The organism is Stenotrophomonas sp. ESTM1D_MKCIP4_1, assembly GCF_003086895.1.
Classification (GTDB): domain Bacteria; phylum Pseudomonadota; class Gammaproteobacteria; order Xanthomonadales; family Xanthomonadaceae; genus Stenotrophomonas.
The window spans coordinates 583,891-598,905 of the sequence record NZ_CP026004.1 but is presented as its reverse complement, the minus strand read 5'-3'; the positions used below and the strand labels follow the sequence as shown (position 1 = coordinate 598,905).

The window sequence follows — 15,015 nt, the reverse complement described above, 5'->3', positions numbered from 1 at the left end:
AGACTGTCGCGTGCACTGCGGCCGGCAGGCGTGATGCGAACGATCGGTCCGCTCATTCAGCGGCCCCGCCCAGCGCCCTTTCCAGGTCCACCTGCAGATCGCCCAGGTCTTCCACGCCCACGCTCAGGCGCACCAGTGCATCGCTGATGCCCAGCTGCTCGCGGCGCGCCACCGGGATCGAGGCATGGGTCATCACCGCCGGGTGGTTGACCAGGCTTTCCACGCCGCCCAGCGACTCGGCCAGGGTGAACAGTTCGGTCTTCTCGCAGAAGCGCTTGGCCGCCTCGAAACCGCCCTTCAGCACGATCGAGACGATGCCGCCGTAGCCGGCCATCTGCCTGCCCGCCAGTTCATGCTGCGGGTGCGAGGGCAGGCCCGGGTAGATCACCTTCTCCACCGCCGGGTGCTTGTCCAGCCACTGCGCCAGGGCCAGCGCATTGGTGCAGTGCGCCTTCATGCGCAGCGGCAGGGTCTTCAGGCCGCGCAGGGCGAGGAAGCTGTCAAAGGGCCCCTGCACGCCCCCCACCGAGTTCTGCAGGAACGCCATCTGCTCGGCCAGTTCGACGTTGTCGCCGGCCACGACCATGCCGCCCACCATGTCCGAGTGACCATTGAGGTACTTGGTGGCCGAATGCAGCACCAGATCGGCGCCCAGCGCCAGCGGGCGCTGCAGCATCGGCGAGGCGAAGGTGTTGTCCACCACCACGATCAGGCCATGGCGCTTGGCGATGGCAGAGACCGCGGCGATGTCCACGATCTTCAGCATCGGGTTGGTCGGGGTCTCGATCCACACCATCTTCGTCTTCGGCGTGATGACGGCCTCAAACGCAGCCAGATCGGTCAGGTCGACGAAGCTGAAATCCAGCCCGGCGGTGCGGCGGCGCACGCGCTCGAACAGGCGGAAGCTGCCGCCGTAGATGTCGTCCATCGCCACCACGTGGCTGCCGGCATCCAGCAGTTCAATCACGGTAGAGGTCGCCGCCATGCCCGAGGCGAAGGCGAAACCGCGGGTGCCGCCTTCCAGCGAGGCCACGCAGCGCTCGTAGGCGAAGCGGGTCGGATTGTGCGTGCGTGAGTACTCAAACCCCTGGTGCTCGCCCGGGCTGGACTGGGCATAGGTCGAGGTAGCGTAGATCGGCGGCATCACCGCGCCGGTGCTCGGGTCGGGCGACTGGCCGCCATGGATGGCCAGCGTGGCCAGGGCCAGCGCACGGTCGGGCGAAGTGGGGTTGGACATGTCGTTTCCTGAATGGCGCCGACGTACGGCGCCGTCAAAGGATCGGGAGTCTATCAGCGCAGCCTTAACGAGCTTTGACGCAAATAAACCGGAATTCAGCGGGAACGGCAGCGATCTGCAACTTATTGCACGCGGCGGCGCAGGAAGTTCAGCAGATCGATGCGGGTGATCAGGCCGAGGAAGGTGCCGCCGTCCATCACGATGGCTACCTGGCCGCGGTCGAACACCGGCAGCAGGGCCTCGATCGGCGACTTCACGTCCAGCCGGTCCAGCTTGCTGACCATGGCGGTGGCCACCGGGTCGCGGAAGCGGGCTTCATCGCCATAGACGTGCAGCAGCACATCGCTTTCATCGACGATGCCGACCAGCTGGTCGCCGTCCATCACCGGCAGCTGCGACACGTCGTACAGCTTCATTCGCTGGTAGGCAGTGGTGAGCAGATCGTTCGGGCCGATCACGACAGTATCGCGCTGGCCATACGGGCGCAGGATCAGGTCGCGCAGGTCGCCGTGCTGCGGGCGCTCCAGGAAGCCGTTGTCCAGCATCCAGTAGTCGTTGTACATCTTGGACAGGTACTTGTTGCCGGTGTCGGGCACCAGCACCAGCACCTTCTTCGGCGTGGTCTGCTCGCGGCAGTACTTCAGGCCGGCGGCCAGCAGGGTGCCGGTGGACGATCCACCGAGGATGCCTTCCTTGCCCAGCAGTTCACGGGCGGTATGGAAGCTCTCGGCATCGGTGATGGCATACGCCTTCTTGACGCGGCTGAAGTCCGAGATGGACGGCAGGAAGTCTTCGCCGATGCCTTCCACCAGCCAGCTGCCCGACTTGTCGTTCAGATGGCCGTCGTTGATGTACTCGGCCAGGATGGAGCCGACCGGATCGGCCAGCACCAGCTCGGTCTTCGGCGACAGCTTGGCGAAGGCGCGCGACAGGCCGGTCATGGTGCCCGAGCTGCCGCAGCCGAACACGATGGCGTCGAGGTCACCGCCCATCTGCTCGAGGATCTCAGGGCCGGTGCCGAATTCGTGCGCGGCCGGGTTGTCCGGGTTGCCGAACTGGTTGATGAAGTACGCGCCTGGGGTCTGGTCAGCGATGGTCTTGGCCAGGTCCTGGTAGTACTCCGGGTGGCCCTTGGCCACGTCCGAACGGGTCAGGCGCACTTCGGCGCCCATCGCCTTCAGGTTGAAGATCTTTTCGCGGCTCATCTTGTCGGGCACGACGAGGATCAGCTTGTAGCCCTTCTGCTGCGCCACCAGCGCCAGGCCCAGGCCGGTGTTGCCGGCCGTGCCTTCGACCAGGGTCGCGCCGGGCTTCAGATCGCCGCGCTGTTCCGCTGCTTCGATCATCGACAGACCGATGCGGTCCTTGATCGATCCGCCCGGGTTGGCGCTTTCGAGCTTCAGGTAGAGCTCGCAGACACCGGTATCCAGGCGCTGGGCCTTGACGATGGGGGTCTGGCCGATGAGTTCGAGGACGGAGGAATGGATGGGCATTCGGGGGACTTTCGCTTCGCGCCGCAGAGGGCCGGACAGTGGATTATCCGACGGATGACGACGAAAGTCAGGAGCGGTGAGGCGAGGTGTGCCGACCAACGGTTGGCACCCACCCGGGCACGGTCGGCACCTACCAGAGCACCGTCGGCACCCACCCGGGCAATCAGCGCCCGGCTGGCCTTTGCAGAGCCGAGCCCACGCTCGGCTGGCGTCCCAGGGGATGCGGACGGCCCTGGATCGACGAGGAGACCAGTACCGCCCGCATCGGTGGACAAGGTTGCAGGAAAGTTGCAGGCCGTGCCTGCAAGCCAAGGCACCACCGCCTGTGGTGCCTTGGCGCGGTGGCCGTTGCCGGCCGGACCGCGGGGCCATCAGTGGCCGGGTTGCGCCGTTCCCGGCGCGACCGGAGCGTCAGTGCGTGGGGGACGTCGTGGCGAGCGGTGTTTCGTACATCCGCATGAGGCGTTGCTTGGCCAGCAGCTTCTCGCGCTTCATGCGACCCAGGGTGACATCATCGATCGGGAGTACACCCAACTCCGCGTCCATGCACTTCTTGTTCAACTTGCGGTGCTGGTCATGGAGTGCCCGGAACTCCGGATCACGCGCGCGACGGGCGTCGATCTCGCTCTGGGGCTGATCTTCAAACATGATGGACCTCCTTCGACAGATACACGAACGCCCCGGCCGCAAGGCACGGGGCGTTGTTCATGGAGGAGTGCCGGTCAATGGCCACATGGGTGCCCACAACGACCTGCGGCACTGGCCTGCGCACGTCGATCTGCTGCGGTTCGCGCCCTGCTTTCATCGGCCCGGCCCTCCCATCGTCCGGTCCGCGGCATTGCGTCCCGGACGATTGACCCTACGCCTGCTCCGGGCCGGGTACAAGACCCCCGCGACAAAAAGACCGAACCCCGCCGGGGCGGGGTTCAGGCTGAATGCTCAGTGCAACGAAAAACAAACAAATTCAAACAATTACGGGGCGACGATGACCTCGGCCGAGCGGGCCTTGGTGGACGCGGCCTTCTTGCCGCTGACCTGGATCCGGCTGCTGGCGACGCCGGCTGAGACCAGGGCATCCCGCAGGGCTTCGGCACGCTTCTGGCCGACGCCGTTCGCGCTGTCATACGCCTCGATGCGGACCCGGCCCTTCTTGCCGATGTTCAGGTACTCGGCCAGCGCCTTGGCCTGGTTCTTCGCGCCGCCGGACAGGCTGGCCGCGCCAACGGCGAAGGCATCGCCGCCCAGGGTGAAGACCTCGCCGCGGGCATCGAACTTCGAGCCCGGCAGCTTCTGCCCGGACACCAGCTCGGCTTCCTCACGCGCCAGCTTGGCGGCGTTCTGCTGGGCCGAGCTGAGGCGCTGCTGCTGCTTGCCGGCCACGCTGGTCAGGGCGTTCTCTGCGTCCTGCCGGGCCAGGGTCTCCGCTTCCGCGGCCTGGCGCAGGCGCTCGGCCTCTTCAGCCTGCATCTGCGCCTGCATGCGCAGCTGTTCGGCCTCCTGGCGGGCACGGGCGGCATCGCGGCGGCTGGCTTCGATCAGCAGGTCGCTGCGGGTGCGCTCCAGGCGGTCGACCTCGCGGGCGGCCAGGGCGGCACGCACGCTGGTTTCGGCAATCTCGACCCGGCGCTCGGCCAGATAGGTTGCCAGCTCCTGGTCGCGGCGCTTGGCCTTGTCCAGCGTGGCGATGGCCTGCTGGGCCTGCATGCGCTCGAACGCGGCCAGCTCGGCGGTATCCGGATTGGCCTGGATGTTCATCAGGCGCTGGGTCAGCTGGCCGACCATCGGGTTGTCGGCGGCGCTGGCCAATGCCGGCAGGGCCAGCGCGGTGGCCAGGGCCAAGGCAGGGATCGACTTCATCGACGGTCCTCCCCGGTCGACAGCTGGCGCTGAAGCTGGTTGACCTCGTTGCGGCGCAGCTGCAGCTGGGCCGTGGCCGTGGCCTCCTCGCTGCGGGCACGGGCCAGGTCCGCATCGGCAGCGGCGCGCAGGGCCAGCGCCGGGGCGTTCTTGCGCTCGCGGCGGTCGCCGGCGGCGCGCTGGGCCTGCTCCAGGCCCTGGCGGGCCAGACCGATCAGATCGGGGGCGTACTGGTCGGCATCGGCCTGGGTGGCCTTGTCCACTGCCTGGCGGGCCTGGGCCAGTTCCATCGCACCGTCCTGCGCCCAGGCGGGGGCAGAGAGTGCGAATGCAAACGCCATCACATACAGGCTGTGGCGCATTCGTGCGAAGCTAAGTCGTTTCATTGGGGAGGCCGTACCGGTTGTCGGTTCACGGCCATTGTCGTCAAGCCGACACCGTGCTTGCAACGGGCGCCGGCAGTTTCGTTGGGGAAAATTCGCAATGGATATCGGCTACTTCCTGAAGCTGATGACCGAAAAGAACGCTTCGGACATGTTCTTGACCACCGGCGCGCCGGTCTACATCAAGATCGAAGGCAAGCTGTACCCGCTGGGCAATACCGGCCTGCCGCCGGGTATGGTCAAGAAAATCGCCTATTCGCTGATGGACGAGGGCCAGGTGCCCCAGTTCGAGCGCGAACTGGAGCTCAACATGGCCATCGCCCTGGCCGATGCCGGGCGCTTCCGCGTCAATGTTTTCAAGCAGCGGGGCGAGGTCGGCATGGTCATCCGTGCCATCCGCAGCCGGATTCCGAGCATCGAAGAGCTCAACCTGCCGCAGGTACTGAAGGACGTCATCATGACCCCGCGTGGGCTGGTGCTGGTGGTGGGGTCCACCGGCTCGGGCAAGTCCACCTCGCTGGCATCGATGATCGACCACCGCAACAGTACGACCACCGGGCACATCCTCACCATCGAGGACCCGATCGAGTACCTGCACAAGCACAAGATGTCCATCGTCAACCAGCGTGAGGTCGGCCTGGACACCCATGCCTTCCACAACGCGCTGAAGAACGCGATGCGTGAGGCGCCGGACGTGATCCTGATCGGCGAGATCCTGGATGCCGAGACGATGGAGGCGGCCATTGCCTTCGCCGAGACCGGCCACCTGTGCCTGGCCACCCTGCACTCCAACAACGCCGACCAGACCATCGAGCGCATCCTCAACTTCTTCCCGGAAAGCGCGCACAAGAACGTGCTGATGAACCTCGCGCTGAACCTGCGTGCCGTCATCAGCCAGCGCCTGGTGAAGAACAAGGAGGGCCGACGCCTGCCGGCCACCGAGGTGCTGATCAATACGCCGATGATCCGCGACCTGCTGCGCCGCGGCCAGGTTCACGAGATCAAGGCGGCGATGGAGGCTTCCCTGGAAGAAGGCATGGAAAGCTTCGACCAGTGCTTGTTCCGCCTGGCCAAGGCCGGGGTGATCGAGCAGGAAGAAGCGCTGCGCGCGGCCGACTCGCGTGACGGACTGGCGTTGAAGTTCCGCCTGTCCGAAGGCAGCAGCGGCGAGCATGATCCGTACGCGGATTTCTCCTCGCCCACCCAGACCAGCATCACCCACGGCTTCTGAGCCAGAAAGGGGACGAAGCCACCCGGTAGCGCCGGGCCATGCCCGGCGGAATCCTGAAGGGTTAAGGGGCTGTCTCATCCAATGAGACCCCCTGTCCGTAGGTTTCCTCAATGGAAACCATCCGCAAGCTGGCCATCCTGGCCGACGCCGCCAAGTACGACGCCTCGTGCGCTTCCAGCGGCGCGGGCAAACGCGATTCCCGCAACAGTGGCGGCATCGGCAGCACCGAAGGCATGGGCATCTGCCACAGCTACACGCCGGATGGCCGCTGCGTTTCGCTGCTGAAGATCCTGCTGACCAACTTCTGCATCTACGACTGTGCGTACTGCGTGAACCGCGTGTCCAGCAACGTGCCGCGGGCGCGCTTCAGCGTGGACGAAGTGGTTGCACTGACCCTGGACTTCTACAAGCGCAACTACATCGAAGGTCTGTTCCTTTCCAGCGGCATCATCCGCAATGCCGACTACACGATGGAACAGATGGTGGAAGTGGCGCGGCAGCTGCGCGAAGAACACCGCTATGCCGGCTACATCCACCTCAAGACCATTCCCGAGGCCTCGCCCGAACTGCTGGCCAGTGCCGGGCGCTACGCCGACCGCCTCTCCATCAACGTGGAACTGCCGACCGAAGCCGGCCTGAACGCGCTGGCGCCTGAAAAGACCGTGCATTCGATCCGTGGCGCGATGGGTGAGCTGCGCTGGCGCATCGAAGAAGCCAAGGAGGCGCGCAAGGCGCCGGCCGTGATCGCGCCAACGCCAACCCGCAGTGCACGCCCGCGCCCTCCCCGCTTTGCCCCGGCCGGGCAGAGCACGCAGATGATCGTCGGCGCCGACGGTGCCAACGACCAGCAGATCCTGGCCAGTGCCGATGCGCTGTACGGCAACTACCGCATGCGCCGGGTCTACTACTCCGCCTTCAGCCCCATTCCCGATGCCAGCCGCCAGCTGCCGCTGCAGCCGCCGCCGCTGCAGCGCGAGCATCGCCTTTACCAGGCCGACTGGCTGCTGCGCTTCTACGGGTATGGCGTGGAGGAGATCACCGATACCACCCGGGACGGCATGCTGGACCTGGACATCGACCCGAAGATGGCCTGGGCGATCCGCCACCCCGAGCGCTTCCCGGTGGATCTGAACCGCGCGCCGAAAGAGCTGCTGCTGCGCGTGCCGGGGCTGGGCGTACGTAATGTGAAGCGGGTGCTGATGGCGCGTCGCCACGGCCGCCTGCGGGTGGCCGACGTGGCCCGGCTGAAGGCGCCGATGAGCAAGCTGCTGCCGTTCGTGATGCTGGCCGACCATCACCCGCGCAAGGCGCTGGACGACCCGGCCGCGCTGCGCGCGCAGCTGGCCCCGCCGCCGCGCCAGGGCTCGCTGTTCGATGCGCCGCCCGCCGCCTGACGCACAGCGCTGGTCGCTGCGGGTAGACCCGCCGTGGTCGCTGGAGGCCTGGCGCGACGCTGCGCGCGAGGCGCTGCTGCGCGACGTGGCCCCGGCGCAGCTGGATTGGCTGGAAGGCACCGCGGCCTCGCTGCTGGACGCACCGGGCGTGCAGCAGGCGCGCCTGCCAGCGGCTGCCAGCGTGCCCGCGGTGCCACGCGATTTCCTGGAGTTGGCCGCGACGTGCCTGTGCCATCGCGAGCCACAGCGCCTGGCCCTGCTGTACCGGCTGCTGTGGCGCATCACCCATGGCGAGCGCGGCCTGCTTTCCAATCCGGCCGATGCCGATGTGCTGCGGGCGATGGCGCTGGCCCAGGCGGTGCGCCGCGACACGCACAAGATGAAGGCCTTCGTACGCTTCCGCGAGGTGCCCGGCCAGACCGATGCCTTCATCGCGTGGTTCGAGCCCGACCATCACATCGTCGAGCGGGTCGCGCCGTTCTTCGCGCGCCGCTTCGCCGGCATGCGCTGGGCCATCCTCACCCCTGGCCGCAGCGTGCACTGGGACGGACAGGCATTGGCCTTCGGGCCGGGCGGGCGCCGCGAGGACGCCCCGGCCGAGGATGCACGCGAATCGCTGTGGCAGACCTACTACGCCAGCATCTTCAACCCGGCGCGGTTGAACACCCGGATGATGCTGCAGGAAATGCCGGCACGGTACTGGCGCCACCTGCCCGAAGCACAACTGCTGCCGGGGCTGGTGCGCGACGCCGGCGACCGCGTGCAGGACATGCACGACCGGCCCGCGCAGGCGCCGCAGCGGAAGATTCCGCCACGCCCTGCCGCAGGCCAGACCGAGCGGGTGCCGGGCAGCCTCGACGCGTTGCGCGCCCAGGCCGCCGGCTGCCGGCAGTGCCCGCTGTGGGAACCGGCCACCCAGGTGGTGTTCGGCCAAGGGCCGGCCGACGCACGGGTGATGGTGGTTGGCGAGCAGCCCGGCGATACCGAGGATCTGTGCGGCCGCCCCTTCGCCGGACCGGCCGGCCAGCTGCTGGACCGGGCGCTGGCCGAGCTGGGCATCGACCGCGCCACGCTGTACCTGACCAATGCGGTCAAACACTTCCACCACGAACGACGCGGCAAGGTGCGCCTGCACAAGCGGCCGGAAAGCCGCCATGTGCAGGCCTGCCAACCGTGGCTGCTGGGTGAGATCGCGCGCGTGCGGCCGCAGATCATCATCTGCCTGGGCGCGACTGCCGCCGCATCGGTGTTTGGTGCGGGCTTCCAGCTGTCGCGCGACCGCGGTCGCTGGCACACGCTGGAAGACGGCACCCGCGGCTACGCCACCGTGCACCCGGCATGGGTGCTGCGGCAGGCGGACGATGCGCGGCGCGAGGATGCCTATCGGCTGTTCCGCGACGACCTGGCCCAGCTGCACGAGAAAGGGGACGGAGGGGATCAGGTCGTTTGTGCACAAACGACCTGATCCCCTCCGTCCCCTTTTTGGGTCAGGCGGCGTCGGGCTGGTTTTCCGGGCGGGCGCGGTCGAAGGCCTCCAGCGCCTGGCAGGCGGCTTCGATGCGGCGCAGGGTCGGGTACGGCGCCAGATCCAGGCCGAAGCGATGGGCGTTGTACAACTGCGGCAGCAGGCAGATGTCGGCCAGGCCGGCGCGGTCACCGTGGCAGAACATGCCGGTATCCGCACTGCCCGCGAGCATCGACTCCATCGCGGCCAAGCCTTCGGCCATCCAGTGCAGGGTCCACTCCGTGCGCGCGTCGGCCGGAACCTGCAGGCTTCGTTCGAGGTACTGCATCACCCGCAGGTTGTTGATCGGGTGGATGTCGCAGGCCACCAGCTGGGCCAGCGCCCGCACCCGCGCACGGCCGACCGCGTCGGCCGGCAGCAGCGGTACCTGCGGGAAGCGCTCGTCGAGATATTCCAGGACCGCCATCGACTGGGTGAGCGTATGGCCCTCGTGCAGCAGTGCCGGCACCAGCTGCTGCGGGTTGAGCGCGGCGTAGGCGCTGGCATGCTGCTCGCCCCCATCGCGCACCAGGTGCACCGGCCGGCCCTCCCAGGCCAGCCCCTTCAGTTCCAGGCCGATGCGCACGCGGTAGGCGGCGCTGGATCGCCAGTAGGTGTACAGCACGATGCCGTCGTCAACCGGAATCTCCATCACCGCCTCCATGCTCAGGGCGTGGCCGCGTGTTCGATGCGCTGTTCGATCGCGCCGAAGATGCTGTTGCCGGCCGCGTCGAGCATCTCGATGCGGACCACATCGCCGAAGGACATGAACGGCGTGCTGGGCTTGCCGTCGCGCAGCGTTTCCACGGTGCGCTGTTCGGCAAAGCAGGACGCGCCCTTGCTGGTGTCTTCGTTGGCGATGGTGCCCGAACCAACGATGGTGCCGGCACCCAGCGGCCGGGTTTTTGCCGCATGCGCGACCAGCTGGGCGAAGTTGAACTGCATGTCCACGCCGGCTTCCGGTGCGCCGAACCACTGGCCATTGATGTGGGTCAGCAGCGGCAGGTGCACCTTGCTGTCCTGCCAGGCGACGCCCAGTTCGTCGGGGGTGACGAATACCGGCGACAGTGCCGAACGCGGCTTGGACTGCAGGAAGCCGAAGCCCTTGGCCAGTTCGCCGGGGATCAGGTTGCGCAGCGAGACGTCATTCACCAGGCCCACCAGCTGGATATGGCCAGCGGCCTGTTCCGGGGTGACGGCCATCGGCACGTCGTCGGTGATGACCACGATCTCGGCTTCCAGATCGATGCCGTACGCCTCGCTGACCACCTTGACGGCGTCGCGCGGGCCGTAGAATCCGGCACTCGTGGCCTGGTACATCAGCGGATCGGTGTAGAAGCTTTCCGGCACCTCGGCGCCGCGGGCGCGGCGCACGCGCTCGACATGCGGCAGGTAGGCGCTGCCGTCGACGAATTCATAAGCGCGCGGCATCGGCGCGGCCAGCGCCTGCGGATCGAGGTCGAATACGCCATCGGCATCGCCGGCGTTCAGCGATTCGTAGAGGGCGTTCAGGCGCGGGGCAATGTGGTTCCAGTCCTCCAGGGCCTGCTGCAGGGTGGAAGCAATGCCGGTGGCGCGCACGCCGTGGCGCAGGTCACGCGAGACGACGATGAGGGTGCCGTCGCGGCCGCCTTCCTTCAAAGAACCAAGCTTCATGGGTGGGTGTCCGGAGTCGTGGGCAAACAAGTTTCAAGTGTAATCAAATGCGCGGTACAGCCAAGCTGCAGCGCGGCATCGGGCCACCCTACCGTAGTGGGGGGCGGCAGGGCTTGCAGCCCTGCACCTGCGGTAGTGCCGGCCGCTGGCCGGCAACAGCAACAGCCAGAGCGGCATTCCGTGGGATGGCGGGGCATTGTGGGTTTGCGGGGACGCCGTTAACCCGTCCATGGGGGCTTGGTCGCCGCTTGCTCGTGTGCGCTGTCCTGCGCACACGGCAAGACCGGGGTTGGGCGTCCTGCCCAACCCGCCCGAGGCATGCCTCGGGCCCATGCGGCTCACACCCCGCCAACCCGCAGTGCCCCGCCTTCGACAGGTTCACTCCGCTGTTGGTAGGTGCCGACCGTTGGTCGGCACATCTGTCAGATATTGAAGTAGATCTGGGGTCAGAACCCGTTGCGAAGCAACGGGATCCGACCCCGTTCCAATAGATCGCGCACAACTGTAGAAGGCGGGGCACTCCATGGATGGGTTGACGGCGTCCCCCTCCACCGGACCCACCCCGCCAACCCTCGGGAAGCCAGCTTTTGACGTTGCCGTTCGGGTTGCCGGCCAGCGGCCGGCACTACCGCAGGTGCAGGGCCCCCTACCTGAACAGGGGTTTTTGCGTGGAGTCTTGAAGATCGTTTAGAATTGCGGGGTCTGCAGCGGCCGTCCGTTTCCCTCCGGGATCGCCGGCGATCTGGGTCCGCCCTCCTCGCCCGCCCCCACTCCGACGCCGTTCGTCACGCATTCCAGCCTGCGCTCCGTGCCGGCTGCACCCAATTCTCGCAGCGCGGTTCACGGGAACGCTCCGAGTCAGCCGATCAGTTTGATCTGCCCCCGTCTGTCCGTTCGGACAGGCGTTTCTTGTACTTGGAGCAATCTCAATGTCTTTTGAATCCCTGGGCCTGGCGCCCTTCCTGCTGCGTGCGCTTGCCGAGCAGGGCTACGAAAACCCGACCCCGATCCAGCAGCAGGCGATCCCGCTGGCACTGGCCGGTCGCGACCTGCTGGCCGGTGCACAGACCGGTACCGGCAAGACCGCGGCCTTCGGCCTGCCGCTGCTGCAGCACCTGGGCACCGCCTCGCAGGAAGTGCGTGCCGGCCCGCGCAAGCCGCGCGCGCTGATCCTGGCCCCGACCCGCGAACTGGCCACCCAGGTGCATGACAGCCTGCGCGGCTACAGCAAGTACCTGCGCATCCCCAGCGCCTGCATCTACGGCGGCGTCGGCATGGGCAACCAGTTGGACATCCTGCGCCGTGGCGTGGACCTGCTGGTGGCCTGCCCGGGCCGCCTGATCGATCACCTGGAGCGCCGCAGCGTCGACCTGTCCGGCATCGAAGTGCTGATCCTGGACGAAGCTGACCGCATGCTCGACATGGGCTTCCTGCCGTCGATCAAGCGCATCCTCGCCAAGCTGCCGAAGCAGAACCGCCAGACCCTGCTGTTCTCGGCCACCTTCGAGGACAACATCCGCCAGCTCGCGCTGGAGTTCATGCGCAACCCGGAACAGATCCAGGTGACGCCGAAGAACACCGTGGCCGAGACCATCACCCACAAGGTGCACCCGGTCGATGGCAGCCGCAAGCGTGACCTGCTGCTGCACCTGCTGGCCCAGGACAGCCGCGAGCAGACCCTGGTCTTCGCACGCACCAAGCACGGCAGCGACAAGCTGGCCACGTTCCTGGAAAAGTCCGGCATCAAGACCGCGGCGATCCACGGCAACAAGAGCCAGGGCCAGCGCCTGCGCGCACTGGGCGACTTCAAGGCCGGGCGCGTGACCGTGCTGGTGGCCACCGATATCGCGGCGCGCGGCATCGACATCAACGAGCTGCCGAAGGTGATCAACTTCGACCTGCCGATGGTGGCCGAGGACTACGTGCACCGTATCGGCCGTACCGGCCGCAACGGTTCGACCGGCCAGGCGATCTCGCTGGTGGCGCAGGATGAAGTGAAGCTGCTGCGCGCGATCACCCGCCTGCTGGGCCGTGACATGGACATCCGCGATGTGCCCGGCTTCGAGCTGCAGACGCCGATCCGTTGGGGCAACAGTGCACCGGGCAAGGCCGAGCACGATACCGGCGAGCGCGCACCGCGCAAGAGCCACGCGCGTCGCCCGCACGGCGATGCGCCGCGCCATGCACATGCGGGCCCGAAGAAGACCGGCGGTGGCCGTCGCGAAGGTGGTGGCAACGGCCAGCAGCGTGCCGGTGCGGGCGCAGGCCAGGGCCAGCGCCGTGGCAGTGGTGGCAATGGCGGCGGCCGTGGCCGTGGCCAGGGCGGCAACGGCGGCGGTCGCGCCGGCTGATCTGCCGCATCAGGTAATGCAGAGAGGGACGCCGCGAATGCGGCGTCTCTTTTTTTGTGTCCTCGGCACGTATCGCGTTTCCTGAATGGATCGATACCCGTTTCGCCCGCGGCCCCGCACGATGTCTACGGCGCGTGAAATCTGGGTAGACTCGGCCAGCGACATGACGTCGCAGCCGGGTCACGTCCCTGCATGTCCCGGTCTGGATAGCCACTCGATAAGGACACGCATGATGCGCAAGTTTTTCCTGGCCTCCACGCTGCTGCTCGGCGCTCCTCTGACGGCCATTGCCGCTGACGGCATGAGCTACACCTACGTGGAAGGCGGCTGGAACCAGCTGCAGATCAGCTCCAATGCCCTCGACGATCCCAAGGCCGATGGCGGCTACATCCGTGGTTCCTTCGCCATCGCCGAACAGGTCAATGTGTTCGGTGGCTGGTCGCGCGTCAGCGACACCAGCCACTACGCGTATTCCAGCGTCAAGACCACGCTCGAGCAGCCCCATCTGGGCATCGGCTACCACATGCCGTTGAGCGAGCGCCTGGACTTCACTGCAGACATCGCCTGGAACCGCCGCACAGGCAAGAGCGAAGTCCAGTTCGACGGCGAGACCTACCGCAGCCGGACCTCCGTCAACACGGCCGTGGGCAACTTCGGCGTTCGTGGCAAGCCTTCGGCAAGGACCGAGGCGTGGTTGAAGGCGGGCTACATGGACGGCAACAACCACTTCGACGGCACCTGGACAGGCACTGTCGGCGGCCAGGTCAGCTTCAACCGCACCTGGGGCGTGGTTGCCGAAGGCCAGTTCTACGACGACTTTGCCGAGTACCGCGTCGGCGTCCGCGCGAGCTTCTGATTCCAACCTGCGTTTTCCAGGCACCTGCTCGGCCCATACTGCGGTACGGGCCGGCACTGCCTGGCGCCCTCGCGCCCCACAAGGACTTGAACATGCGCAAGATGCTTCTGGCCGTCGGCCTGTTGTGTGCAACGCCACTGCTGGCATTGGCCAGCGACGAACTCAGTTATACCTACGTGGAAGGTGGCTGGAACCGGCTGCAACTGGACGCCGGCAGCGCCGGTGACATCACCGCAGACGGCGGCTATGTGCGCGGATCGTTTGCGGTTGCACCGCAGTTCCACGTGATCGTCGGCGCTTCGCGCGTCAGCGGAAGCGAACGCGCAGGCGCCGCGCGGGTGAAGACCACCCTCGACGTTCCCTATCTGGGCCTGGGATATCACGCACCGATCGGCGACCGCGTGGACTTCACCAGCGAGTTCGCCTGGAACCACCGTTCGGCGACGTCGGACTACCGCCTCGGCGACGAGCGATCCCGCCAGACGTCCCGCTTCAACCAGGTGCTGGGCATGGTGGGTGTGCGTGGCAGATTCACCGACAGTCTCGAAGGCTGGCTGAAGGGCGGCTACGCCAACGGCGGCGATGGCCAGGACGCACGCTGGTATGGCGTGGTGGGCGGCCAGGTGAACATCACTGATACCTGGGGCGTCGTGCTGGAAGGCCAGTTCGACAAGGATGTATCCGAGTACAGGGCGGGCGTGCGCGCCAGCTTCTGACCATTGTTTCCGCTGCGCGGGGGCTATCGAGGGACGGCACTGAGGCGCCGTCCTTTTTTTTGTGCTGGGTACCTGGGGTGATTGAGAGCCTGCGGTTGGTTTTGCGTGGGCGTTGGGGAGCGGGGGCGGCGCAAAACACGCCGTAAACCCATCCATGGGGGCTCGGTCGGCGCATCCATGCGCCTCACGGTTTTGCGCCGCCCCCGCTCCCCAACGCTTCAGACATTTCCAACGCCTTCCTTCTCCCGCGGGGTAGCCGGAGGAAGAAGGATCAAATTCAAATTCAAGAGCAGAAGCCGAAGCCGCTGCTTCTGCTTCTGCTTTTGCTTTTGCCCTT

13 protein-coding genes are annotated in these 15,015 nt (G+C 66.9%); 6 read left to right on the top strand and 7 right to left on the bottom strand.

Annotated elements, in window-relative coordinates; genetic code table 11:
* Positions 1-52: 52 nt before the first annotated feature.
* The 5 genes from C1924_RS02700 to C1924_RS02680 all read right to left on the bottom strand — a co-directional run bounded on the left by C1924_RS02700 (position 53) and on the right by C1924_RS02680 (position 4,949).
* Entirely contained in the window at positions 53-1,237 is a 1,185-nt protein-coding gene (locus C1924_RS02700; RefSeq protein WP_108763965.1) for a cystathionine gamma-synthase, read from the bottom strand.
* A 122-nt stretch (positions 1,238-1,359) separates the two neighbouring features.
* Entirely contained in the window at positions 1,360-2,730 is a 1,371-nt protein-coding gene (locus tag C1924_RS02695) for a pyridoxal-phosphate dependent enzyme (RefSeq protein WP_108763964.1), read from the bottom strand.
* Positions 2,731-3,141: 411 nt separating this feature from the next.
* Positions 3,142-3,378: a YdcH family protein gene (locus tag C1924_RS02690; protein WP_004141535.1), complete on the bottom strand. Its 237-nt coding sequence runs from the start codon at positions 3,376-3,378 to the stop codon at positions 3,142-3,144.
* Positions 3,379-3,702: 324 nt separating this feature from the next.
* Complete coding sequence (locus C1924_RS02685) at positions 3,703-4,587, bottom strand: OmpA family protein (protein ID WP_108763963.1); 885 nt, start codon at positions 4,585-4,587, stop codon at positions 3,703-3,705.
* The gene (locus C1924_RS02680) at positions 4,584-4,949 is read right to left on the bottom strand and encodes a DUF4398 domain-containing protein (protein WP_032968485.1); all 366 of its coding nucleotides are present in this window, start codon (positions 4,947-4,949) and stop codon (positions 4,584-4,586) included. The genes C1924_RS02685 and C1924_RS02680 overlap by 4 nt, the downstream gene beginning before the upstream one ends.
* A gap of 121 nt (positions 4,950-5,070) precedes the next feature.
* Between C1924_RS02680 and C1924_RS02675 the strand changes: the two genes are divergently transcribed.
* The 3 genes from C1924_RS02675 (at position 5,071) to C1924_RS02665 (ending at position 9,060) form a co-directional block, all read left to right on the top strand.
* Entirely contained in the window at positions 5,071-6,201 is a 1,131-nt protein-coding gene (locus C1924_RS02675; RefSeq protein WP_108763962.1) for a PilT/PilU family type 4a pilus ATPase, read from the top strand.
* Between the two features lie 110 nt (positions 6,202-6,311).
* The gene (locus tag C1924_RS02670; protein WP_108763961.1) at positions 6,312-7,595 is read left to right on the top strand and encodes a putative DNA modification/repair radical SAM protein; all 1,284 of its coding nucleotides are present in this window, start codon (positions 6,312-6,314) and stop codon (positions 7,593-7,595) included.
* The gene (locus C1924_RS02665; protein WP_108763960.1) at positions 7,576-9,060 is read left to right on the top strand and encodes a UdgX family uracil-DNA binding protein; all 1,485 of its coding nucleotides are present in this window, start codon (positions 7,576-7,578) and stop codon (positions 9,058-9,060) included. Before C1924_RS02670 ends, C1924_RS02665 begins: the two co-directional genes overlap by 20 nt.
* 22 nt (positions 9,061-9,082) lie before the next feature.
* Here the strand turns inward: C1924_RS02665 and maiA are convergent, their stop codons facing one another.
* Complete coding sequence (gene maiA / locus C1924_RS02660) at positions 9,083-9,751, bottom strand: maleylacetoacetate isomerase (RefSeq protein WP_108766945.1); 669 nt, start codon at positions 9,749-9,751, stop codon at positions 9,083-9,085.
* A 14-nt stretch (positions 9,752-9,765) separates the two neighbouring features.
* The gene (locus C1924_RS02655; RefSeq protein WP_108763959.1) at positions 9,766-10,755 is read right to left on the bottom strand and encodes a fumarylacetoacetate hydrolase family protein; all 990 of its coding nucleotides are present in this window, start codon (positions 10,753-10,755) and stop codon (positions 9,766-9,768) included.
* A gap of 929 nt (positions 10,756-11,684) precedes the next feature.
* On the opposite strand from C1924_RS02655, the gene C1924_RS02645 reads away from it, so the two are divergent.
* The 3 genes from C1924_RS02645 to C1924_RS02635 all read left to right on the top strand — a co-directional run bounded on the left by C1924_RS02645 (position 11,685) and on the right by C1924_RS02635 (position 14,678).
* Positions 11,685-13,106, top strand: a complete 1,422-nt coding sequence (locus C1924_RS02645) for a DEAD/DEAH box helicase (protein ID WP_108763957.1) — start codon at positions 11,685-11,687, stop codon at positions 13,104-13,106.
* Positions 13,107-13,338: 232 nt separating this feature from the next.
* Entirely contained in the window at positions 13,339-13,962 is a 624-nt protein-coding gene (locus C1924_RS02640; protein WP_108766944.1) for a hypothetical protein, read from the top strand.
* A gap of 92 nt (positions 13,963-14,054) precedes the next feature.
* Positions 14,055-14,678, top strand: a complete 624-nt coding sequence (locus tag C1924_RS02635; protein WP_108763956.1) for a hypothetical protein — start codon at positions 14,055-14,057, stop codon at positions 14,676-14,678.
* Positions 14,679-15,015 lie beyond the last annotated feature (337 nt).